This is a genomic window from Marinobacterium stanieri (genome assembly GCF_900155945.1).
GTDB classification, from domain to species: Bacteria; Pseudomonadota; Gammaproteobacteria; order Pseudomonadales; family Balneatricaceae; genus Marinobacterium; species Marinobacterium stanieri.
Genome location: NZ_FTMN01000015.1, coordinates 15,295 through 38,081 on the forward strand (window position 1 = coordinate 15,295; position 22,787 = coordinate 38,081).

General features: G+C 57.7%; 19 protein-coding genes. 7 read left to right on the forward strand and 12 right to left on the reverse strand.

Features of this window, described 5'->3' with window-relative positions:
• The first annotated feature begins 8 nt into the window (after nt 1–8).
• The 6 genes from nusA (at nt 9) to pnp (ending at nt 8,083) form a co-directional block, all read left to right on the forward strand.
• Entirely contained in the window at nt 9–1,499 is a 1,491-nt protein-coding gene (gene nusA / locus BW956_RS21430; RefSeq protein WP_010325159.1) for a transcription termination factor NusA, read from the forward strand.
• A gap of 27 nt (nt 1,500–1,526) precedes the next feature.
• Complete coding sequence (infB, locus tag BW956_RS21435) at nt 1,527–4,025, forward strand: translation initiation factor IF-2 (RefSeq protein WP_076466400.1); 2,499 nt, start codon at nt 1,527–1,529, stop codon at nt 4,023–4,025.
• A gap of 10 nt (nt 4,026–4,035) precedes the next feature.
• Nucleotides 4,036–4,452, forward strand: a complete 417-nt coding sequence (gene rbfA / locus BW956_RS21440) for a 30S ribosome-binding factor RbfA (RefSeq protein WP_010325157.1) — start codon at nt 4,036–4,038, stop codon at nt 4,450–4,452.
• Nucleotides 4,453–4,457: 5 nt separating this feature from the next.
• Nucleotides 4,458–5,408, forward strand: a complete 951-nt coding sequence (gene truB / locus BW956_RS21445; protein ID WP_076466401.1) for a tRNA pseudouridine(55) synthase TruB — start codon at nt 4,458–4,460, stop codon at nt 5,406–5,408.
• A gap of 109 nt (nt 5,409–5,517) precedes the next feature.
• Nucleotides 5,518–5,787: a 30S ribosomal protein S15 gene (gene rpsO, locus BW956_RS21450; RefSeq protein ID WP_010325155.1), complete on the forward strand. Its 270-nt coding sequence runs from the start codon at nt 5,518–5,520 to the stop codon at nt 5,785–5,787.
• Nucleotides 5,788–5,980: 193 nt separating this feature from the next.
• A complete protein-coding gene (gene pnp, locus BW956_RS21455; protein WP_139327275.1) occupies nt 5,981–8,083 on the forward strand; it encodes a polyribonucleotide nucleotidyltransferase in 2,103 nt (700 codons plus the stop codon).
• 282 nt (nt 8,084–8,365) lie between these two features.
• Here the strand turns inward: pnp and BW956_RS21460 are convergent, their stop codons facing one another.
• From BW956_RS21460 to rsuA, 3 genes are read right to left on the reverse strand one after another with little or no spacing between them, the layout of a single operon-like run.
• Nucleotides 8,366–9,034, reverse strand: coding sequence for a YciC family protein (locus tag BW956_RS21460; protein ID WP_010325153.1), 669 nt, complete (start codon nt 9,032–9,034; stop codon nt 8,366–8,368).
• Nucleotides 9,035–9,048: 14 nt separating this feature from the next.
• Nucleotides 9,049–10,089: a class I SAM-dependent methyltransferase gene (locus BW956_RS21465; protein ID WP_076466403.1), complete on the reverse strand. Its 1,041-nt coding sequence runs from the start codon at nt 10,087–10,089 to the stop codon at nt 9,049–9,051.
• Nucleotide 10,090: 1 nt separating this feature from the next.
• Nucleotides 10,091–10,780 carry a 16S rRNA pseudouridine(516) synthase RsuA gene (gene rsuA / locus BW956_RS21470; RefSeq protein WP_010325151.1) on the reverse strand — a complete coding sequence of 230 codons (690 nt, stop codon included), beginning with the start codon at nt 10,778–10,780 and terminating at the stop codon, nt 10,091–10,093.
• Between the two features lie 123 nt (nt 10,781–10,903).
• Here rsuA and BW956_RS21475 point away from each other — a divergent pair, with 123 nt between their 5' ends.
• Nucleotides 10,904–11,746: a 6-carboxytetrahydropterin synthase gene (locus BW956_RS21475; RefSeq protein ID WP_076466404.1), complete on the forward strand. Its 843-nt coding sequence runs from the start codon at nt 10,904–10,906 to the stop codon at nt 11,744–11,746.
• 72 nt (nt 11,747–11,818) lie between these two features.
• Here BW956_RS21475 and BW956_RS21480 read toward each other — a convergent pair whose 3' ends face one another.
• The 9 genes from BW956_RS21480 to gluQRS form a co-directional block, all read right to left on the reverse strand.
• The gene (locus tag BW956_RS21480) at nt 11,819–13,000 is read right to left on the reverse strand and encodes an acetyl-CoA C-acetyltransferase (RefSeq protein ID WP_010325149.1); all 1,182 of its coding nucleotides are present in this window, start codon (nt 12,998–13,000) and stop codon (nt 11,819–11,821) included.
• A 238-nt stretch (nt 13,001–13,238) separates the two neighbouring features.
• A complete protein-coding gene (panC, locus tag BW956_RS21485) occupies nt 13,239–14,078 on the reverse strand; it encodes a pantoate--beta-alanine ligase (protein WP_076466405.1) in 840 nt (279 codons plus the stop codon).
• 2 nt (nt 14,079–14,080) lie between these two features.
• Complete coding sequence (gene panB / locus BW956_RS21490) at nt 14,081–14,875, reverse strand: 3-methyl-2-oxobutanoate hydroxymethyltransferase (RefSeq protein WP_076466406.1); 795 nt, start codon at nt 14,873–14,875, stop codon at nt 14,081–14,083.
• A 49-nt stretch (nt 14,876–14,924) separates the two neighbouring features.
• Nucleotides 14,925–15,404: a 2-amino-4-hydroxy-6-hydroxymethyldihydropteridine diphosphokinase gene (folK, locus tag BW956_RS21495; protein WP_076466407.1), complete on the reverse strand. Its 480-nt coding sequence runs from the start codon at nt 15,402–15,404 to the stop codon at nt 14,925–14,927.
• 3 nt (nt 15,405–15,407) lie between these two features.
• The gene (pcnB, locus tag BW956_RS21500) at nt 15,408–16,886 is read right to left on the reverse strand and encodes a polynucleotide adenylyltransferase PcnB (RefSeq protein WP_010325145.1); all 1,479 of its coding nucleotides are present in this window, start codon (nt 16,884–16,886) and stop codon (nt 15,408–15,410) included.
• Between the two features lie 508 nt (nt 16,887–17,394).
• A complete protein-coding gene (locus BW956_RS21505) occupies nt 17,395–18,777 on the reverse strand; it encodes a sigma-54-dependent transcriptional regulator (RefSeq protein ID WP_076466408.1) in 1,383 nt (460 codons plus the stop codon).
• Nucleotides 18,774–21,728 (reverse strand): ATP-binding protein, encoded by a 2,955-nt coding sequence (locus tag BW956_RS21510; RefSeq protein WP_076466409.1) that lies wholly within the window; start codon nt 21,726–21,728, stop codon nt 18,774–18,776. The genes BW956_RS21505 and BW956_RS21510 overlap by 4 nt, the downstream gene beginning before the upstream one ends.
• Nucleotides 21,718–21,894, reverse strand: coding sequence for a hypothetical protein (locus BW956_RS22515; protein ID WP_010325142.1), 177 nt, complete (start codon nt 21,892–21,894; stop codon nt 21,718–21,720). The genes BW956_RS21510 and BW956_RS22515 overlap by 11 nt, the downstream gene beginning before the upstream one ends.
• A 1-nt stretch (nt 21,895) precedes the next feature.
• Complete coding sequence (gene gluQRS, locus BW956_RS21515; RefSeq protein WP_076466410.1) at nt 21,896–22,777, reverse strand: tRNA glutamyl-Q(34) synthetase GluQRS; 882 nt, start codon at nt 22,775–22,777, stop codon at nt 21,896–21,898.
• Nucleotides 22,778–22,787 lie beyond the last annotated feature (10 nt).

The window sequence follows — 22,787 nt, forward strand, 5'->3', positions numbered from 1 at the left end:
GCAGTCATATGAATAAAGAGATTCTACTGGTTGCAGAAGCTGTTTCTAACGAAAAAGACGTGCCCAAGGGTGTCATTTTTGAAGCGATCGAAGTAGCTCTGGCTACGGCGACCAAGAAACGCTATGACGAAGAAGCGGACATCCGTGTCGAGATTGATCGTACGACCGGTGACTATGAGACCTGGCGCCGTTGGCTGGTAGTCAGCAATGAAGAAGTGCCTGCATTGGGTACCGAGCTGACACTGGAGGAAGCCCTCGAGATCGATACCAACCTGCAGCCGGGTGATACCTACGAAGAGAAGGTTGAATCTGTTGGCTTTGGGCGTATTGCTGCGCAGACAGCAAAACAGGTTATCGTGCAGAAAGTACGTGAAGCCGAGCGCGCCAAGGTAGTTGAGCAGTACCAGGACCGTAAAGGTGAGCTGGTTGCGGGTACCGTCAAGAAAGTGACGCGTGACAACATTATTGTGGATCTGGGTAATAACGCCGAGGCTTTGCTGCCGCGTGAAAACCTGATTCCGCGTGAAAGCTTCCGCATGGGCGACCGTGTTCGTGCAGTACTGGAAGAAGTTCGCAGTGAAGGCCGTGGTCCTCAGTTGATTCTGAGCCGTACCTCCAATGCGATGCTGATCGAGCTGTTCAGCATCGAAGTGCCGGAAATTGCCGAGGAAGTCATCGAGATCCGTGCCGCTGCCCGTGACCCGGGTGCGCGTGCCAAGATCGCGGTGAAAACCAACGATGGCCGCATTGACCCCGTGGGTGCCTGTGTCGGTATGCGTGGTGCACGTGTACAGGCGGTATCCAACGAACTGGGCGGCGAGCGTGTGGATATCATCCTCTGGGATGACAACCCGGCTCAGCTGGTCATCAATGCGATGGCACCGGCAGAGGTGGCCTCCATCGTGATGGATGAAGAAAGTCATTCCATGGACGTGGCAGTTGCTGAAGAAGCGCTGGCCATGGCCATCGGTCGCAGCGGCCAGAACGTACGTCTGGCCAGTGAACTGACCGAATGGGATCTGAATGTGATGTCGGAGGAAGAAGCCGCCGATAAGCAACAGTCCGAAGTGGGTGCTGTCGTTGACATGTTCGTCAAGCACCTGGATGTAGAAGAGGAGCTGGCTGAGGTTCTGGTCGCTGAAGGGTTCACGTCCGTTGAGGAAGTGGCTTATGTACCAACCGAAGAAATGCTCGATATTGAAGATTTTGATGAAGAGCTGATCGAGGCCCTTCGTGAGCGCGCCAAAGATGCTTTGATCAACCTGGCGATCGCCAGTGAAGAGCAACTGGGCGATACCGAACCGGCAGAAGACCTGATGAACATGGATGGCATGGAGCGCACGCTGGCATTCAAGCTGGCCGCACGTGGCATTGTCACCATGGAAGATCTCGCCGAGCAGTCCGTAGAGGATCTGCTGGAGATCGACGGGTTGACCGAAGAAAAGGCAGCCGAGCTGATCATGACCGCTCGTGCGCCCTGGTTCGCGGAAGAGCAGTAAACGCCAGCGGAAGAGGAGAACACATATATGGCAGAAGTAACCGTAAAGCAACTTGCCGATGTGGTTGGTGTATCCGCTGAGCGTCTGCTGACGCAAATGCAGGAAGCCGGCATCAACGGCAAGAAGATCGATTCCAAAGTGTCTGAAGACGAGCGTCTTAAGCTGCTCAGCCACTTGAAGCGCAGTCACGGCGAGCAGTCTGACTCTGCTGAACCGAGCAAGATTACCCTGAAGCGCAAAACGCGCTCACAGCTGAAAATTTCCGGCGCGTCCGGCCAGCGCAAGACGGTCAGCGTAGAAGTACGTAAAAAGCGTACCTATGTGAAACGTTCTGTTCTGGAAGACGAAGCCAAACCGGCTGAAGTGGAAGAAAAGCCGCAGGTAGCTGAAGCACCGGCAGCTGAGCCGGTCGCGAAGGCCGAAACACCTGCTGCGACTGAAGCACCGGCTAAACCGGCAGCCACTGAAGCTGCACCGGCAGAAGCCAAGGCTGCAGCACCTGCTGCACCGGCCGCTCAGCCTGAAGCTGCCCCGGCTCCTGCTCCTGCTGCAGAACCTGCGGGCGACAACCCGCGTCGCAAGAACAAGGACAAGGAGCGCACTCGTCGCAAGGACCAGGATGATGATCGTCCGCGTCGCGGCAAGGGTGCCAAGGGCAAGGGTGGTCGTGATGACAACCGTCGTGGCAAGCTGAACAAGCGTGCCGGCGCCGGTCGTGGTGGTCGCAACACACCTAACCAGCATGGTTTCGAGAAGCCGACAGCACCGGTTGTTCATGAAGTCAGCGTTCCGGAGAGCATCACTGTGGCCGATCTGGCCAAGAAGATGTCCGTGAAAGCGGCCGAAGTGATCAAGGTGATGTTCAAGATGGGCGCCATGGCGACCATCAACCAGGTCCTGGATCAGGATACTGCCGTACTGGTCGTTGAAGAGATGGGCCACAAGGCCAAGGCGATGCAGGAGAACGCAATCGAGGACGAACTGCTCGAAAGTGTACAGGCGGTTCAGGGCGACCAGGAAGAGCGTGCTCCGGTTGTTACCGTTATGGGTCACGTTGACCATGGTAAAACATCCCTGCTCGACTACATCCGTCGTACCAAGGTTGCCACAGGCGAAGCGGGTGGCATCACCCAGCACATCGGTGCTTACCATGTGGAAACCGAAAACGGCATGGTCACTTTCCTGGATACTCCGGGGCACGCGGCCTTTACCGCCATGCGTGCACGTGGTGCTCAGCTGACCGATATCGTGGTACTGGTCGTTGCGGCTGACGATGGCGTGATGCCACAGACCGAAGAAGCTGTTCAGCATGCCAAGGCAGCGGGCGTTCCGCTGGTCGTTGCGGTCAACAAGATCGATAAGGAAGAAGCGGATCCCGATCGCGTCAAGAACGAACTGGCGCAGCGTGACGTTATTCCGGAAGACTGGGGCGGTGACGTTCAGTTTACCCACGTATCCGCCAAGAGCGGCGAGGGTATCGACGAGCTGCTGGAAGCGATCCTGCTGCAGTCTGAAGTACTGGAACTGAAAGCGGTTAAAGACGCACCGGCACAGGGCGTTGTGGTTGAGTCTCGCGTCGACAAGGGTCGCGGCTCCGTCTCCACGCTGCTGGTTCAGAACGGTACCCTGAACAAGGGCGACATCGTTCTGGCAGGTCTGCATTATGGCCGCGTTCGTGCCATGCTGGATGAGAACGGTCAGCCGATCGAATCCGCAGGCCCGGCAATTCCGGTCGAGATCCTCGGCCTGGACGGTACACCGGATGCAGGTGACGAGTTCACTGTGGTATCCAGCGAGAAGAAAGCCCGTGAAGTGGCACTCTTCCGTCAGGGTAAATACCGCGAAGTGAAACTGGCGCGTCAGCAGAAGTCCAAGCTGGAGAACCTGTTCGAAAACATGCAGGCCGGCGATGTGAAGTCTCTGAACATCGTCCTGAAAGCGGACGTACGTGGTTCTCTGGAAGCGATCATCCAGTCTCTGGAAGACCTGTCCACCGACGAAGTGAAGGTGAACATTGTCTCCAGTGGTGTTGGCGGTATCGCCGAGACCGATGCCAACCTGGCGCTGGCATCTTCTGCCATCCTGGTCGGCTTCAACGTTCGTGCGGACAACCAGGCCAAGGCTGTGGTTGAGCGCGAAGAGCTGGAACTGCGTTACTACAGCGTCATCTATGACATCATCGATGATGTGAAACAGGCAATGACCGGTCTGCTGTCTCCGGAATACCGCGAAGAGATCGTTGGTATTGCTCAGGTACGTGACGTCTTCCGTTCACCGAAGCTGGGCGCGATTGCCGGTTGTATGGTTACCGAAGGTACCGTATACCGTAACAAGCGTATCCGTGTACTGCGTGACAACGTGGTTATCTACGAAGGCGAGCTGGAATCCCTGCGTCGCTTCAAGGATGCCGTCAGCGATGTCCGTCAGGGCATGGAATGTGGTATCGGCGTGAAGAACTACAACGACGTGAAGGTCGGTGACCAGATCGAAGTGTTCGACACTGTTGAAGTACAGCGTACGCTGTAATCGGAGCACTATGGCACGCGATTTCAAACGAACTGACCGGGTAGGGGACCAGATCCAGCGTGATCTGGCCTCCCTCATCCAACGCGAAATCAAGGACCCGCGTCTGGGCATGGTCACCATCAGCCACGTCAAGGTGAGCAAGGATCTCGGCTATGCCGATGTCTACTTCACCGTGATGGCCTTTGGTGAGCAGACCGACGAGACGCAGGCAGAGGCGATTAAAAACGCCACTCAGGTTCTGAACAACGCGTCCGGTTTTCTGCGCACCGAGCTGGCCCGTGGCATCAAGCTGCGGATCATGCCTCAGCTGCGTTTCCACTTTGATGAAAGTGTGGAGCGTGGCCGTCACCTGCATGGCCTGATCGAAAAGGCCTGGCAGCAGGAAGCTCAGCGCGCGGATGAAGATGAAGACACTAACGGGAACTGACCACTATGGCCCGTAAACCGAAAGGCCGCTCAATCAGCGGCCTTTTTCTTTTGGACAAACCCCAGGGACTGTCATCCAACTCAGCACTGCAGCGGGTCAAGCGCCTGTACGGTGCAGCCAAGGCGGGGCACACTGGTGCACTGGATCCTTTGGCGACCGGCTTGCTGCCGGTGTGTCTGGGCGAGGCGACCAAGTTCTCCCAGTATCTGCTGGACTCGGATAAGCGCTATCTGACCACGGCTAAACTGGGGCAGCGTACCGATACCTGTGATGCTGAAGGCGAAATCACCGAGGAAAAGCCTGTTCCCCAGGACCTGACGCCTGAGCAGGTTGAAGCCCTGTTGCTGGAACACTTCAGTGGCGAGATTGAGCAGGTGCCGCCGGTGTATTCGGCGCTCAAGCTTAATGGCCAGCCGTTGTACAAGCTGGCACGCCAGGGTATTGAGGTCGAGGTGAAGCCGCGTCAGGTACGCATTCACGAGATCAAACTGCTGGCGCTGCGCGAAGATGAAGTGGACCTGGAAATTTTCTGTTCCAAGGGCACTTACATTCGCAGCATCGTTGAAGATCTCGGCTTGCTGCTGGGCTGCGGCGCTCATGTTACCGTACTTCGACGTCTGCAGACCGGACCGTTTCATGCCGATCAGATGATGACGCTGGAACAGCTGCAAAGTTTGGCTGAACCCCGTGCGGATGAGGCTGAAAACAGCATACATCAGCGCCTGGATGCGTTATTATTACCGGCTTGGAGTCCGGTAGCTCAGTTGCCGGCTCTGGAGTTGACCGCAGAGGAAATGGACCGCATGCGTGTGGGGCAGCGTTTCCGCGCGGCCAACGCAGGTTCACTCAGTGGTGAACTGCGTCTCTTCAGTGAGGGGCAAACCGAATTTATGGGTATCGGCGAGATCGGTACCGATGGGGTGCTGCGGGCCAAGCGTCTGGTCAGCACCAACTGAATTGTTCGGCTCAAGGGCCGACTGACGCTGTACTGAAAATATGCTCGGTGCAGCGCGACTATCAATCCGCAGTCCTCTGGATTGTGTGCATATTAACCAGGAGATAAACATGGCTCTTTCTAACGAACAAAAAGCAGCAATCGTAGCTGAATTCGGTCGTGGCGCTGGCGACACCGGTTCTACCGAAGTACAGGTTGCGCTGCTGACTGCGAACATTGAAGGCCTGCAGGGTCACTTCAAATCGCACAAGCAGGATCACCACTCTCGTCGTGGTCTGATCCGCATGGTAAACCAGCGTCGTAAGCTGCTGGACTACCTGAAAGGCAAAGATGCCGACCGTTACCTGGACCTGATCGGTCGTCTCGGTCTGCGTCGCTAAGCAGTACCCCTCTGAGGCCATACACTGTATGGCCTCAGTTTTATCAGCTCTTTATTCAAACCCCGCAAACGCCGACACAATCATCCAGCCTGTACTCACTTATCCACTGCCACAGTGAATAACTGAGTACCGGCTTACAAAGAGGAATGGTTGGTCAGCAGGCGGGATAGACTCAAGCCAAGGAGTTTTTATCGTGCAAGCGATTAGCAAAACATTCCAGTTCGGTAAACACGAAGTCACTATCGAAACCGGCAAGGTTGCCCGTCAGGCGACAGGTTCTGTCATGGTTTCCATGGCTGGCGTTCAGGTGCTGTGTACCGTTGTCGGTGCCAAGGAAGCGCGCGAAGGTCAGGACTTCTTCCCACTGTCCGTTCACTACCAGGAAAAGTACTACGCCGTTGGCCGTATCCCGGGTGGTTTCTTCAAGCGTGAAGCGCGTCCGTCCGAGAAGGAAACACTGACCTCTCGTCTGATCGACCGTCCGATCCGCCCGCTGTTCCCGAAAGGTTACATGAACGAAGTACAGGTGATCTGTACTGTCATGTCTGCCGACAAGGTCAACGATCCTGACATCGCTGCGATGATCGGTACCTCTGCTGCGCTGGCCATCTCCGGTATCCCGTTCCTGGGTCCGATCGGCGCTGCACGTGTCGGTTTCACCGAAGACCAGGGCTACATCCTTAACCCGACCTTTGAAGAGCTCGCAACCTCCGAGCTGGACATGGTTGTTGCCGGCACCAACGACGCCGTGCTGATGGTTGAGTCCGAAGCTCAGGAACTGACCGAAGACGAAATGCTGGGCGCTGTCCTGTTCGCACACCAGGAAATGCAGGTAGCTATCAACGCTATCAACGAACTGGTTGCTGAAGCTGGCAAACCGAAGTGGGACTGGCAGCCGGCCGCCAAGAACGAAACTCTGATTGCTCAGGTTCGTGAACTGGTAGGTGAAGGCATCGCCGCTGCTTACCAGGTCGCTGACAAGATGCAGCGTCAGGGCGCTCTGTCTGACCTGCGCAGCAATGCTGTTGAAGCGCTGTCCGGTTCCGAAGAAGGCCAGCCGTCCGATAAGGAAGTGGCCGGTATCTTCAGCTCACTGGAAAAAGAGATCGTACGTAACCGTATCATCGACGGTCAGCCGCGTATCGACGGTCGTGACAACAAGACTGTCCGTGGTATCGACGTTGAGATCGATATTCTGAAAGGCGTGCACGGTTCTGCCCTGTTCACCCGTGGTGAAACCCAGTCCATCGCTACCTGTACTCTGGGTACCAGCCGCGACCAGCAGATCATCGATGCGCTGGAAGGCGAGCGTAAAGATCCGTTCATGCTGCACTACAACTTCCCGCCGTACTCCGTCGGTGAAGCTGGCCGCATGGGTGCGACCGGTCGTCGTGAAATCGGTCACGGCCGTCTGGCACGCCGCGGTGTTGCTGCGGTTCTGCCGACGCAGGAAGAGTTCCCGTACACCATCCGTATCGTATCCGAGATCACAGAATCCAACGGTTCCAGCTCCATGGCCTCTGTCTGTGGCGCTTCCCTGTCCATGATGGACGCGGGTGTACCGCTGAAGGCGCCGGTTGCCGGTATCGCCATGGGTCTGGTGAAAGAAAACGATCGCTTTGCCGTACTGACCGACATCCTGGGTGACGAAGATCACCTGGGCGACATGGACTTCAAGGTTGCCGGTACCGAAGCAGGCGTAACTGCGCTGCAGATGGATATCAAGATCACCGGTATCACCGAAGAGATCATGGAAATTGCGCTGGAGCAGGCGCACGAAGCGCGCAAGCATATCCTCAAAGAGATGGCCAAGGTCATCGGTTACGCGCGTCCGGAACTGCCGGATAACGCACCGGCGATGCAGCTGCTGAAGATCAACCCGGAGAAGATCCGTGACCTGATCGGTAAAGGCGGCGCGACTATCCGTGCGCTGACCGAAGAAACCGGCGCCATGATCGACATCGAAGATGACGGTACCGTCCGCATCTACGCTGACGACAAGGCCAAGGGCAAGGCGGCGCTGGATCGCGTGACTGCGATCACCGCCGAAGCCGAGATCGGCAAGATCTACGAAGGCAAGGTTGTGCGTATCGAAGAGTTCGGTGCGTTCGTGAACATCCTGCCGGGTAAAGATGGTCTGGTTCACATCTCCCAGATCGCCAAAGAGCGTGTCAACAAGGTCACCGACTTCGTCAACATGGACGACGTGATCAAGGTTAAAGTCCTCGACGTTGATATGCGTGGCCGCATCAAGCTGTCCATGAAGGACCTGGAAGCGGACGACGCCGTTTCCTGATCCTGATGCAGTAAGTCTGCACGCTATACCCAGCCCCTGCCGGTTCGCCGCCAGGGGCTTTTTTGCGCACGTATGTACTTATGCCGCGGGCGCATGGGTGCGCAGAAGCGGCGCTGTACATGCCTGTGTTTATGTCATGTGTGCAGGGAGGTACGAAAGCGACATTGTTCAAGATGAAGGGGATCTCGGCCACAGGACAGCCATCTGCGGCACAGTAGCAGCGTGGTTAAAGGGCTGGGGGAAGAAAGCGCAGCCACCCGTGGCAGCCGCGCAAAAGGAAAATCAGGCGGGACGATCGCCTTCTTTCATCACGCAGTAGAGGCGGTAGGCGAAAATGGTGGGTACCACGCCCAGGAACTGGATCACAAGGGATACCAGCATCATCAGGTCCTGCTGTTCGTTCAGCATCTGGCCCAGCGTCAGTTCAATGGCCAGCAGCAGGCCGATGATCAGGGCCAGGCCCTGGAACAGGGGCCAGAAAAATTCCTTGGTAGTGTTCCAGCTGGCGCTGATGGACTGAAGTGGCCCCTTGCCTTCCATTACACAATAAAACTCGGCAAATGCCAGGCGGATGCCGATATAGATACCGGGCACGATAAACAGCAGCAGACCGCTGGAAATGGCCAGTGCCGTGAGGATATAGGTCAGCAGCAGGCGGCCCCAGCATGCCAGTCCCATCACCAGTGCCTGACCGACACCGAGCGGCTCCCCCTGCAGCACTGAACGCAGGTAGAGCAGGGTCGCACCCCAATAGACCGGCATCAGCGCCAGGTCGAGAGAGGAGCTGATGAATATACTGTGTCGGATCTGGTCGGTGTCCGTATCGATACCTTGCAGCAGCTGGTACTGCACAATGCTGACCAGAGCCAGAAAGGGAATCTGTATCAGAGCCAGCTTGTTGGCATGGTTACGAAAGAAAAACAGGCTCTGACGGAGATAGTCTAAAGTCATGTGTCTCTCGGTGTTCAAGGGGTGAGTGGGTGGCGCAGCCGAACCAGTTTGAACTGGCCGTTATCGGCATGCAGCTGAATATCACGGAAGAGTCCCTGTGCCTTGCGCTCCAGCGGGATATGTTGGTTGACCACAAAGCAGGCGGTTCCGTTCCGGTCGAGTAGTCTTTGTGCGGCCTTGAGGAAGCGGTCGGTCAAATCGCCATCCACGGCGAAGCCACTGTGGAACGGCGGATTGCACAGCAGTGTTTGAAACGTCCCGCTCACTTGGTCGCCGGCATCGGAAGCCAGAACCTGAGCGTTCAGACCTGCCTGGTCAAGGTTATAGCGGCAGGCTTTCAGTGCTGCTGCATTGTTGTCAGTGCAGACCAGCGTGCTCTCGGCGCCACAGGCATTGAGTGCGAGGTAACCGAAGCCACAGCCCAGGTCCAGTACCGAACCTGTCAGCGGGAGAGACTGGCCCAGCATTTCGGGCAGCTGTTCAATGAGAAAGGCACTGCCGCGGTCGATCTTGTTCCAGCCAAACAGGCCGGGTTTGGAAAAATACTGCTGTCGTGTGTCTTCACAGGCAGGGCGCAGCTCGGTGTAATCCTGGTCGGGAGGGCACTCGCCGGTTTGCTTCGCGCGCACAATGTCGGCCCGCCAGCTGTCACCACCGAGTTTTTGCTCCTGTCGCTCACTGCCCAGGCAGGTTGCAGCCTTGCGAACGTAGGTGCGGATGCCTTCGCCTTTTTCACCCAACAGAGTCAGGGTACCACCGGGTTTGAGCAGGCGGCTGGCGCCACTGATCAAGTAGTGCACCACCGGTTTTTCCTTGGATACGCGATACAGAACCTGGTCGTACTCGCCATTTGGACACTCAGACAGGTCAAAGTCACTGAACTGTGCCTGCCAGCCACTGGCTTCAAGCCGCTCAATGACGTCAAAGCGATTACCAATCACGTCGATATCCTGCCGGGCACTCAGGCTTAGCTGGATGTTCTCATCCACCAGCCAGAGGGTCTTGCCACTGGCCTGACGCAGGCACTGGTTGAGTTCGCTCGAGATCAGGTCCATATCAGATACTGGCTACCTCGGCCTCGGTCAGCTCGCGGTATTCACCGGGCTCCAGCATCTCGTCCAGCTCAATTGCGCCGATACGCTCGCGATGCAGTGCTTCGACCTTGTTACCCAGGGCCGCAAACATGCGCTTCACCTGATGGTAGCGCCCTTCATGCAGACATACGCGGGCTTCGAATTCGGACAGAATCTCCAGCTCGGCCGGTTTGGTACGCTCCTTTTCGCCATTGAGCATCAGGCCGTCGGCAAACTTGCGCACGGCTGACTGGGCAATGGGGTCGACGGTAGTGACATGGTAAACCTTGCCGGTCTTGTGATTGGGCGAGGTGACACGGTGTGCCCATTGGCCGTCGTCGGTCAGCAGGACCAGACCTGTGGTATCCACATCCAGACGCCCGCAGATATGCAGACGCTCAACCCGAGGCATTTCCAGCAACTCCAGTACGGTTGGATGGGTCGGGTCTTCGGTGGAGCAGACCAGCCCTTCGGGCTTGTACAGCATCAGATAACGGGTACGCGGCGCTTCCAATGGCACGCCCTGGAGGCAAACCTGGTCATCTTCAGCTATCTTGCGCGCAGGGTTGCGTTCGTGTTCGTCGTTGACACTGATTTCACCGGCGTGCAGAAAGCGTTTTACTTCCTTGCGCGAGTAGTCGGTGACGCTGGCAATATATTTATCGAGTCGCATGTGAACCTGAACGTCATTCAAAACGTCTAGTATATAGTAGCTGCCGGATTGACCACAGGCCGTCATGAAAGCCCGCAAGGGATCCGCTAAAATACTCCTTCGAAACCAACAGATGAGGTGGCTGTGAAGCTTTTTGTCGATAACCTGACCCATGTGGATTTTTCCTACCTGCACCCCGAACGCGGGTTGCTGGGTGAGTCCTGGGCCGTGAATCTGGTGCTGGATGGCAGTCTGGACACTCAGGGCATGATCTGTGACTTCGGCGTGGTCAAGCGGCGTGTAAAGCAGTGGCTGGATGACCAGGTTGATCACCGTCTGGTGGTGCCGGCACAGATGGAGCGTCTGACACTTGAGCAGGATCAGGGCCGCACCCGAGTCGAGTGGCGTTACCCCAGTGGCGAGCGTTTTATCTGCGATGCCCCGGAGCAGGCCATTGCAGCCGTGCCGTTGGCGGAGATTGATGAGCTGGGGCTGGCCCAGTGGTGTCGTGACCAGTTGCTGGCGCTGTTCCCGGATCAGGTGCGCGGTGTCGATCTGGCGTTCGTGCCGGAATCAATTGATGGCCACTTCTACCACTACAGCCATGGTCTGCAGCAGCATGATGGCAACTGCCAGCGTATTGCCCATGGTCACCGCTCCCGTATCGAGATCTACCGCAATGATCAGCGTGATGAAGCGCTGGAAGGCATCTGGGCGGAGCGATTCCGTGATATCTATATCGGTACCCGCAGCCACCTGCAGGCTGAATCCGCCGAGGAGCATCACTACGCGTATACCGCACCTCAGGGTGAATTTGAGCTGATCCTGCCGGCATCGGTGTGCTACCTGATGGATAGCGAAAGCACCGTGGAGCAGATCGCTGCGCACCTGGCAGCGGAGCTTCAGGCCGAGTATCCGCATGACCGTATCATCGTGCGGGCATTTGAAGGGATTGGCAAAGGCGCCATTGCCGGCGATATTGCCTGAGTTAAGCTTCAGGCCTCAGAAACGCAAACAGCCGCCTCTGGGCGGCTGTTTTGTTTTACGGCGCAGGCTATATCAGTCGCGTTCGATCGCCAGAGCAGTACCCATACCACCACCGATACACAGGGTGGCGAGGCCTTTCTTGGCGTCACGCTTGATCATCTCATGTACCAGGCTGACCAGGATGCGGCAGCCGGACGCGCCGATCGGGTGACCCAGAGCGATGGCACCGCCGTTCACGTTGACCAGGTCGGTGTTCCAGCCCAGGTCCTTGTTGACGGACATCGCCTGAGCGGCAAAGGCTTCGTTGGCTTCGACCAGTTCCAGATCGTCGATGCCCCAGCCCGCTTTTTCCAGAGCCTTGGTGGTGGCGCAGATCGGGCCGGTACCCATGATGGCCGGATCAACACCGGCAGAGGCGTAGGCCTTGATGCGAGCCAGCGGCTTGAGGCCCAGTGCTTCGGCTTTCTCGGCCGAGCAGAGGATCACAGCGGCGGCACCGTCGTTGATGGTAGAGCTGTTACCTGCGGTAACAGAGCCGTCTTTTTTGAATGCCGGGCGCAGCTTGGCCAGCGCTTCAGGGGTGCAGCCGAAGCGTGGCTGCTCGTCGGTGTCGAATACAACCGGATCGCCCTTGCGCTGCGGGATGGTCACCGGAATGATCTCGTCCTTGAAGCGGCCGGAGGTGACAGCGGCTTCTGCCTTGTTCTGGGAGGCACTGGCAAAAGCGTCCTGCTCTTCACGGGTGAAACCGTACTTCTCAACGATGTTCTCGGTGGTGATGCCCATATGGTAGTTGTTGAAGGCATCCCAAAGACCATCGGTGATCATGGAATCAATCATTTTCCAGTCGCCCATGCGCGCACCGTTGCGCGAGTTCGGCAGCAGGTGGGGAGACTGGGACATGCTTTCCTGTCCACCGGCAATGATCACGTCGGCATCGCCGCAGCGAATCGCCTGAGTGGCCAGCTGCAGGGCCTTGAGGCCGGAGCCGCACACCTTGTTGATGGTCAGCGCGGGGACTTCCTGAGGAATGCCGGCATTGATCAGCGCCTGGCGCGCCGGGTTCTGGCCGCAGCCAGCGGTCAGTACCTGACCCAGAATAACTTCATCGACTTCGGCCGGATTCAGGCCGGTTTGCTCCAGCAGCCCTTTCAGGACGGTGGTACCCAGAGTTGCAGCGGTAAGGGAGGAAAGTGAACCATTGAACGCACCCACCGCTGTACGACCAGCGGCAACGATTACAACATCGCGCATAGTAAGTGTGCCTCTTTCATTCTTCTCGAGATTAATTCCTGTGGCCATGCTAGCGCCGGAACGTGACCGCACTGTTGCATGACATGTCTGCACACAGGTGACCGGGCCCTGAATGGCCGCGGGGTCCTTTCGAGTCTGCGCGAACAGGGCGCAGAATGTCAATAAGACCTATAGAGGCTGGGGATAATGGAGGCCAGCGGAACGGCTGGCCTCCTGAGGTGGCAGGGCGTGTGTCTGATCAAACTTCGATATTGTCAATCAGGCGAGCCTTGCCAAGGTGTGCGGCGGCCAGAATCACCAGCTCGTCACCGGGCTGTGCCGGCTGCAGGCTATGGCGATTGAGAATGCGGTAGTAGTCGCGGCGGAAACCGGCAGCTTCCAGTGCGGCCTGGGCGGATTCTTCCAGTGACGCGAAGCCTCGGTCACCGCTCTGAATAGCGGCTGCAGTTTGCTGCAATGTTTGCTGCAGCAGAGGCGCAACCCGAAGTTCGTCGTCGGTCAGGTAGCCATTGCGCGAGCTCAGTGCCAGTCCGGTATCGGCCCGAACGGTGGCGACACCAAAGATCTCCACCGGCATGCAAAGGTCAGCGACCATGCGGCGGATAACCGCGACCTGCTGGTAATCCTTGAGGCCGAATACGGCGATATCCGGTTGCACCATGTTGAACAGCTTGCACACGACGGTAGTGACGCCACGGAAGTGACCCGGACGGCTGGCGCCGCAGTGCAGATCCGACAGAACCGGTACTTCAACCAGTGTCTGTTGTTCTTGGCCGTCAGGGTAAACTTCTGATACCGAGGGCGCGAACACCAGGTGACAGCCAGCTTTCTGCAGCTGTTGCTGGTCCTGTTCCAGGGTGCGCGGATAGCTGTCCAGATCTTCGTTGACGCCAAACTGCAGCGGGTTAACGAAGATACTGGTGATGACAATATCAGCCTGCTGCAGGGCAGTTTCAACCAGCTTCAGGTGGCCCTGATGCAGGTTGCCCATGGTCGGGACCAGCGCGATGCGCTTGCCGGCACTGCGGTGCTGCGCAACAGCGGCGCGCAGCTCCTTGATGGTATGTAACGTCTGCATGATTAATCGAATCCGTGTTCCTCGGCCGGGAAACGGCCGTCGCGAACCTGATCACCATACTGCTGCAGGGCGTCCTGAATGCTGTCGGCTTCGGCCATGAAGTTCTTTACGAACTTGGGTGTGCGGCCGGCGGTAATACCGAGCATGTCGTGCATCACCAGTACCTGTGCATCGGTATGCGGACCTGCACCGATACCGATCACCGGAATATCCACATTGCGGGTGATCTCTTCGGCCAGCAAGGAAGGCACGCATTCCAGCAACAGCATGCTGGCGCCGGCATCTTCCAGTGCTTTGGCATCTTCCAGCATCTTCAGGGCGCTGTGCTTGTCACGGCCCTGGACACGATAGCCACCCAGCTTGTTAACGGCTTGCGGGGTCAGACCCAGGTGGGCACAGACGGGCACGCCGCGTTCGGCCAGCAGGCTGACGCTTTCGCACAGCCAGGCATCGCCTTCCAGTTTGACAATCTGGGCACCGGCCTGCATCAGGGCAGCCGCGCTGTCCATTGCCTGTTCCGGTGTGGCATAGCTCATGAAAGGCAGGTCGGCCATGATCATGGCGCCCTGGTTGCCGCGGGCAACGCAGGCGGTGTGGTAGGCCATCTCTTCAACGGAGACGGGCAGGGTGCTGTCCTGTCCCTGCAGTACCATGCCGAGGGAGTCGCCCACGAGGATCATCTCGATTCCGGCGCTGCTGACCTGGTGCGCGAAGGTTGCGTCGTACGCGGTCAGGACGGCAAATTTTTCACCCGCCTGTTTACGGGCGCTGAGGGTATGCAGCGTGATGTTACTCATAGCCTTCTCTTTTTTATCGTTGAGATGCCGATCAGCTCGGCTTGCGCGATTATAGCGATATCTTTTCCAGTGTGCCCAGAGGACAAAGGTCCAGATGTTGCTGCAGTGCGGAACCATCCGGGAGCTGCAGCTCCGGTGCGATCTCGGCCAAAGGCCAGAGCACAAAGTTACGTTCCAGCATCCAGGCATGAGGCACGATGAGGCGTTCGGTCTCGATTACCTGGTTGTTGTACAGCAGGATATCCAGATCCAGGGTGCGTGGCCCCCAGTGGATCTTGCGTACCCGCTGATGCGCCTGCTCAATGGCCTGCAGGGCATCCAGCAGCGGCTCGGGTGCCAGCTCGGTTTCCAGTGCTGCAACCGCATTGATGTAGTCCGGTTGTCCGGCCGGGCCTACGGGGTCGGAGCGATATACTGATGATTGGGCAACCAGTTTGGTCTGTGGCAGCTGCTGCAACTCTTTCAGCGCATCCTGAACCTGCCGCAAGGGGGTGTCCAGATTGCTGCCCAGTCCTATATAAGCACGCATGAATCAGTCGTCCTGTTTCGGCGCATTGTCAGCCGCAGGCTTGCGACGACGCGGGCGGCGACGGCGTTTGCGACGAGGGCCTTCATCCCGTTCCTGAGGCGTCATTTCGCGACGCGAAACGGGATTGGCCGCCTGATAGTCGGTCCACCACTGGCTCAGGCCATCCAGGTCTTCGCCGCTGTTTTCACGCAGCAGCAACAGATCGTAGGCAGCCCGGAAGCGCGGCTGCTCCATCAACTGATCGGCTTTCTTGCCGTGGCGGCGTGGCAGGCGCAACTGAAGTTCCCAGATCTCTCGTACCGGCGTGGAGAAGCGGCGCGGTATGGCGGTGTGCTTCACCTGTTCTGCCAGTACCTGGTTCGCGGCTTCATGCAGGCGCGGCACCGGTGGCAGATCGGTCTCATCTTCCAGTTCCTGCATGCGGCGTTGCAGTGGGTACCAGAGCAGAGCTGCAAACAGGAAGGCGGGTGTTACGCTTTTGCCCTGGGCCAGGCGGCGGTCGGTATTACACAGCGCGTTCACCACCAACGTTTCGACCGGATAGTCTTCATCATCCAGGGCTTCATCGGTGAGCGGGAACAGGTACTGGAACAGACCGAAGCGTCTCAGCTGGCGAAAGGACGCCTCGCCATGGCCGCTTTGCAGCAGCTTGAGGACTTCATCAAACAGGCGGGCAGGGGCGACATTGCGCATCAGCGGTGCCAGTTCGTGAATGGGGCGGGCCGTGTCGGGTTCAATTTCAAAGCCGAGTTTGGCGGCGAAGCGTGCGGCACGGATCATGCGGACGGGGTCTTCGCGGTAGCGCTCGGAGGCATCACCGATCATGCGCAGGCAACGGTCCTGAATATCACGATAGCCGTTGGCAAAATCGATCAGGCTGTGGTCCTTGGCATCGTAGTAGAGTGCATTGACGGTAAAGTCACGGCGCAGTGCATCTTCTTCGATGGTGCCATAGACGTTATCCCGCACAATCATGCCGGTATCGGCGGTGCGGGCATTGTCCTTGCCTGCCTTGTCATGGTTGTGCGAGGCGCGGAAGGTGGCCACTTCAATAATCTCACGCCCAAAACGCACATGCAGCAACTTGAAGCGTCGGCCGATCAAGCGGCCACGGCGGAACAGCTCTACAGCCTGTTCCGGGTGCGCAGAGGTAGCAATATCAAAGTCCTTGGGTTGCTTCTGCATCAGCAGGTCGCGGATACAGCCGCCGACCAGATAGCCTTCGTAGCCGGCGTCTTCCAGGCGATACACAACCTTCATGGCGTTATCGTCGAGGCGACGGCGAGGGATCTGATGCTCGCTTTCCGGGATGACACGGCGTGTGCCCAATGGCAGGACTTCGTCTTCCTGAATGGCGGAATCGGCGGCAGGCTGTTCAGCAGCAGCTGGGTTGCTGTCGGCCTTTTTGGTGCGGCGCAGCAACAGCACGATGATCACGGCTGCAGCCAGCAACGCGATCGAAATTACAACGGTGTTCGACATGAGTAATGTTGTGTCCCTGTCTTTAACTGGTCACGGATGACGCATCATACCACCTGGGTCGGTGCTCGCATAAGGTCGTTCAATTGGGGTATGAAATTTGAAACAGGGCAGGAGGGGGAGATTGGGGGGTGTCGGTCGCGAAGTGACAACGTAAAACTTAGCTTGTTTTTTTTGTTCCTAAGAGCACTGTTTGGGGAGCGCTGCTTGTCACTTCTACGACCGACTAAGCCTCATTGTTATTTTTATTCGAGGCAAGTCACTCATCCACCTGATCTATTTTTATTTTTATTGATGACCAGATTTTTGGGTGTCGTTGTTGTTGTTCTACTTCATATAAAGCATGGCACGTGCCAACTTTTTTAACTATTTGTTTTTAAAGGATATGTGTTTTTTGGTCTAGTCCTTTTGGCCTAAAAACGCACAAGAGTGTTACCTAAATATACGACTTTTGTGCTGCGCTTGGGTAGTAAGGTAACAAGCTGTGGAAGTGTTACCCCCACCCGCACATTCAGCCCTTGGGCTTGCGCGGGATGCCAAGTTTCTGGCGGCGTTCCCACAGACTTTTACGGCTGATACCCAGCGTCTTGGCCAGTTCGGTTTCGCTCATGGTGTCCTGGTTCTCCAGCACAAAGCGCTGGAAATAATCATCCAGAGACAGGTCCGTGCGCGACTGTTCGCGCGGAGCCTGGACCTCAGGCTGAGGCGTATAGTGCGCTTCCAGCTCAGACAGGCTCTGTGGCTCCACTTCTATACCGAGCAGGTCGGGAGTAATGCGGTCGCATTCAGCAAGAATGACCGCACGCTCGATGGCATTTTCCAGCTCACGGACATTGCCGGGCCAGGGGTAGCGGCGCATCAGCTCAAGAGCATCCGGTGTGAAACTCAATTGCTCGCAGCCCAGCTTTTCGCCCTGCTTGGCCAGAAACGCGCGGGCCAGTTCCAGAATATCGGCCTCACGGTCGCGCAGGGGTGGCATGCGCAGTTCCATGACATAAAGACGGTAATAAAGGTCTTCACGGAACTCACCATTGCGGGCCCGGTTTTTCAGGTCACGGTGGGTGGCGGCAATCAGGCGTACATCCACGGTAACCGGCTGGACGGCTCCCACGCGGCGAATTTCACCTTCCTGCAGAAAACGCAGCAGGCGGGCCTGGGCTTCCAGGGGCAATTCGCCAATCTCATCCAGGAACAGGGTACCGCCGTCAGCCGCCTCAATCAGACCGCTGCGGGCACTGGTCGCGCCGGTAAAGGCACCTTTCTCGTGACCAAAGAGCTCGGATTCGATCAGTGTTTCCGGAATGGCGGCACAGTTGACGCACACCATCGGTTTATTGGCACGGCCACTTTGTTCATGAATGGCGCGGGCAGCGAGCTCCTTGCCGGTACCGGACTCGCCCAGGATCAATACAGTGGCATCAGTGCGAGCGACCTTCTGGATGCGGCGATCCAGTTCCTGCATGGCACGGCAGGAGCCGATGATCTGGGTTTTGCCATCCTTGCTGTCGGCGGGAGGCGGTGCAGACGGATCGGCAGCGGCAATCTCTTTCTGTTGCAGGATCGCCGCCACTGTCTTGAGCATCTCGTCATGGTCGAACGGCTTGGCAATATAATCCACAGCGCCCAGCTTCATGGCGTCCACGGCGGATTTAAGGCTGGCATAGCTGGTCATGATCAGGACGGGCACATTGCTGGCCATGCCGATCAGGTCGGTGCCCGGCGCGCCGGGCAGACGCAAGTCGGAAATGATCAGGTCAAAGTTGTCCAGACTGAAACGTTCGGTGGCGTCACTGACGGATTCGGCATCGCTGATGTCATAGCCGTTTTTTTCCAGCAGTCGTTTTAACGCCGAGCGAATAATATTTTCGTCTTCGACAATCAGAATTCGATTCATCCGGACAAACCTTCCTCATCTGCCGCCGGTGTCTGCTGAGCAATGGCATCGCTCTGCAGCCGGGGTAAGGTGATAACAACCCGTGTGCCTTTGTTCTGTTTCTTGTTGGCCGGACTCAAGATTTCGATATTACCATAGTGCTGGGTAATGATGTTGTAGACCAAAGGTAGACCCAACCCCGTCCCCTTGCCCGGTTCCTTGGTGGTAAAGAAGGGCTCAAACAGTTGACCTTGCAGTTCTGGCGGTATGCCGGAGCCCTCATCGATGATCAGCACACGCACGCTATGGGTGTTTAGACTGGCCTCGATATGAATCTCGCCATATTCGTCAGAAGCATCACTGGCATTGTTGAGCAGGTTTACGAATACCTGCAGCAGCAGTTGCAGATCGCCGGGAATCTGCAGGTCGGTTTGAACCTGGTTATGGAACTGTTGCTGGCGACCGCGGCGGTCCAGTGATACCAGATGAACCGCTTCGGCAATGCAGTCGTGCAGGTTAACCGGTTCAAAATGCTCAGGACCTTCCTGACGACCGGTGTGAGCGAAGCGCACCAGTGACTGCACGATACGGGTAATACGATGGGTCTGGTCGACGATCTGATCGCCGGTCGACAGAATTTCGGGTTCTTCGGTTTCCAGTTTCAGGTTCTGGGCCAGACAGGCGATACCGGTGACCGGATTGCCAATTTCGTGTGCCACGCCCGCGGCAAAGCGGCCGATGGAGGCCAGGCGTTCGCTGTGTGCCAGTTTGCGTGCCAGTAACTGTGTCTGGGTCTCGTCTTCTATCAGCAGCACCATGCCGGGGTCCGGTGCGTCATCCAGCGCGGCCTTGTGCAGGCTGAACCAGCGCTGCGCGCCCTGCAGTTCCACACCCTGGGCTTCCAGGTGAAACTCGCTGGCATCGGCAAAGTCATTTAACAACTCATCCCAGGGTGCGGGCAGCTGTGCCAGGTCGATGCCCAATGCCGCTTCGGTGCTCAGGCCCGTGTATTGCTCCATCTCGGCGTTCCAGAACAGGATGCGGTGCTGGGCGTCGATGGTGCAGGCCCCAATCGGCAGGCGTTGCAGGGTGGCGCGGTGATAACGGCGCAATTGATCCAGCTCCGCCGCCAGGCCGGACAGGCGCTGGTCGTAGGTTTCCAGTTGCTGTTCCAGCAGGTGCACATTTCGGGCCTTGAAGCCGGAGTCCAGGCTTTCATCCAGCGGCTGCAACAGAGTGGCGGCTTCCACCGGGCCCAGCAGGCCCGACAGGTTCTGCTCCAGCTGGGTACGCAGGCGCAGGGTGTCCAGAGGCTTAAGCTGTCCGGCCGGCAACTGCAGTTCACGCAGGGCCCGGCGAACCTCGCGCCGAGCCGGCTTGTCACCCAGGCGCGGGCTCAGTCGGGTAATAAAGTCATTGTCGCTTTCGACCCGGATCTGGCGTTCGGTAGGACCGGGCAGGGCGTTCAGCATGCAGGCATCGGCGGCGGCACGCTCCTGGCGGCTGCCGGGAAAAATCAGCGAGCCCAGCACCAGCATGGCGATATTGGCCGTCAACGACAGCAAGGCGGCGCTATGGCTATCTCCGGCCAATGGGCTCTCGGGGGTATCCCCCAGCAAACTCAATCCCATCATCGGCAGCAGCAGGCCCTGTGCCCAGACAACGAAGCCTGCGATCAGGCCAAGCAGGAAGCCATTGCGGCTGGCGCGTGGCCAATACAGCGTGGCCAGTACGCCGGGCAGGAACTGGAGAAAGCCGATGAAGGCCAGCAGACCCAGCTGGTTGAGGCTGAAACGGTGGCCAATGAACTGGAAAAACAGATAACTGCCCAGCACCAGGCCGAGAATAATCAGGCGGCGAATCCACAGCAGCCAGGCATAGAAGCGCACATTATTGGGCACGCGAACCAGCGGCAGTACTACGTGGTTCTGCAGCATGGAAGCCAGGGCGACGGTGGCGACAATAATAATGCCGCTGGCGGCTGACAAGCCGCCAATGAATGCCAGGGTGCTGAGCCAGGGCAGCTGCAGCGCCTGTCCCAGCTGAAGTACCAGGTACTCGGGGTTGGTCAGCGCCTGGGTTTTGACCGCGGCCCATAGAATCGGCAGGACCGCCAGTGCCAGTACCAGAAGAAACAGCGGTACGCCCCAGCTGGCGCGATACAGGCTTTCCGGCGGCAGGTTTTCGGTAAAGGCGATCTGGAACATGTGTGGCATGACAAAGGCACAGGCAAAAAAGGCCAGCAGCAGAATCTGCCAGTGATCGCTTTGCTGCTGTTGTTGCAGCGAATCCAGCTGTGCGGGATTGCTCTGCAACCAGTCACTTAATTCGGCGGGGCCGCCTAATACAAAGAAGAGGGCATAAACCGCAATGGCCACCAGAGCGACCAGTTTGATCAGCGACGCCAGAGCGATAGCAAATACCAGACCGTTATGACTGTTGCGCAACGAAGCGTGACGGGCGCCGAACAGGATGCTGAACACGGCGATGACCACACAGAACACCGCCGCAGCATGGGATGAAGATACCTGCGGATTGAGCATGGGCAGGGAGTCGGCCAATGCCTGAATCTGAATCGAGATCAGCGGCAGACTGATAAACAGGGTCAGCAGGGTGGTGAGCGTTCCTACGCGTCCGCTGCGGAAACGGAAGGAAAACAGGTCGGCCAGCGAGCTGAGCTGGTGCCGCCGGGTGATACGCATGATCGGTATCAGTACAACCGGTGCCAGCAGAAACGCAGCTGAAGCACCTAGATAAGACGATAGATAGGCAAAGCCGGCATTGTGGGCCAGGCCAAAAATGCCATAGAAGGTCCAGGCGCTGGCAAATACGCACAGAGCCAGTACGTGCACGGCCGGATGACGGGTCAGACGGTCGGGCAGCAAACGGCGTTCCGTCAGCCAGGCGACCCCGAACAGGGTCAGCAGGTAACCGCAGCCCAGTACTAATAAAGCCGAGAGTTCAAAGTTCATGGTGACGTTGGCGCCATTCAGCCAGTGCGACCAGGGCGATCAACAGGCCCCAGATAATAAAAGGTGTCAGCCAGTGGTGGTTGCCAAACAGCCACCAGTCCAGCAGGCCGGGAAACAGCAGCAAGGTGCCCAGTGCAACCAGCAACAGCAAGCGGTGTCGGTGCATTTCATTCCTCTCCCTGTGGCAGGCTGAGCACAGTCGGTACCCTGGCAATGTGCCAGTGTACGATAGCCCATTGCAAGAGTTCCTCGGTGGTGGCAGCTTCCAGCTCCGTCGGAGGGTTTTGTCCCAGTAGCCTCAGGGCTTTTAAAAGCAGGTGTTGGCGTTCATGGCCGGAAATCGCCGGTGCCAGATTCTGTTTACTCAGCTTTTGGCCTTCGGCGTTGGTGATTACCGGAATATGCGCATAGCTCGGTTGGGCATAGCCCAGATGAGACTGCAGCAACAGTTGATGCGGTGTCTCGTCAATCAGATCGCTGCCGCGCAGGATATCGGTGATGCCCTGTTCCGCATCGTCTACTACTACAGCCAATTGGTAGGCAAAGAGGTCGTCGCGGCGAAAAATGACAAAGTCGCCCTGATGCCCCTGCCACTGATATTCCCGTCGTCCCTGGATACGGTCTGCAAAAAACTGTGTCCCTTCGGGGTGTGTTACCCGGAAGGCGCAGTTGTCCAGGGAAGCTGGCGGGTGTTGCAGGCAGTAACCGTCATAGCCCTGGGCGCCGCGGGTGCGCAGCTGCTTGCGACTGCAGTTACAGGGATAGGTGAGGTTCAGCTGGCGTAATTGTCCCAGTGCTTCCTGATAAAGAGAGTGGCGCTGGCTTTGATAGACGACGTCACCGTCCCAACACAGGCCAAAGGCTTCAAGCGTTTTCAGAATATGCGTGGAAGCGCCGGGTTGTTCCCGGGGTGGGTCCAGATCTTCGATACGAACCAGCCAGCGACCCTTGCGGGCGCGAATATCGAGATAGCTGGCCAGTGCTGCCAGCAGCGAGCCGAAGTGAAGAGGACCGGTTGGCGAAGGCGCGAAACGTCCGACAGGTTGCACGAGGCGGGAG